This is a genomic window from Limosilactobacillus agrestis, from assembly GCF_014145585.1.
GTDB classification, from domain to species: domain Bacteria; phylum Bacillota; class Bacilli; order Lactobacillales; family Lactobacillaceae; genus Limosilactobacillus; species Limosilactobacillus agrestis.
On sequence record NZ_JACIVF010000010.1, the window covers coordinates 1 to 533 of the forward strand.

At 41.5% G+C, this 533-nt stretch carries 1 protein-coding gene; it reads right to left on the minus strand.

Annotated features, from left to right (window positions below):
• Positions 1-533 (minus strand): Rib/alpha-like domain-containing protein (locus H5R88_RS00700; RefSeq protein WP_259393954.1); only part of this gene is annotated, 533 nt, incomplete at both ends.

A 533-nucleotide genomic window follows, 5' to 3' on the forward strand; every position in this document is an offset into this window, starting at 1 on the left:
ATCAGTGTTGATTGGATTTGGTTCTGGAGTGTACTTATCAGCATCATCAGTAACAGTGATTGTAGTAGTTACTGTATCTGTTGTCCCATCTGGGTAAGTTACGGTAATAGTTACTGGTTTAGTACCTGGTGTATTTACATCTGGTTCACCGTTTGCCCATTCGTACTTAGTACCATCTGGCAAACCATCCTTATTCTTAATACCGTCTCCTGGGTTTGGCATTACACCCTTGTCAGTATTAATTGGTTGGCCTTCTGGAGTGTACTTATCTGAATCAGTTGGGTTCTTAGCTGGTTCCTTAACAGTAATAGTTGTAGTTACTGTGTCAGTTGAGCCATCTGGGTAAGTTACGGTGATGGTTACTGGTTTAGTACCTGGTGTGTTTACATCTGGTTCACCATTTGTCCAAGTGTACTTAGTGCCATCTGGCATCTTATCCTTATTGCCAATTCCTTCTGATGGATCTGGCATGTGACCCTTATCAGTGTTGATTGGATTTGGTTCTGGAGTGTACTTATCAGCATCATCAGTAA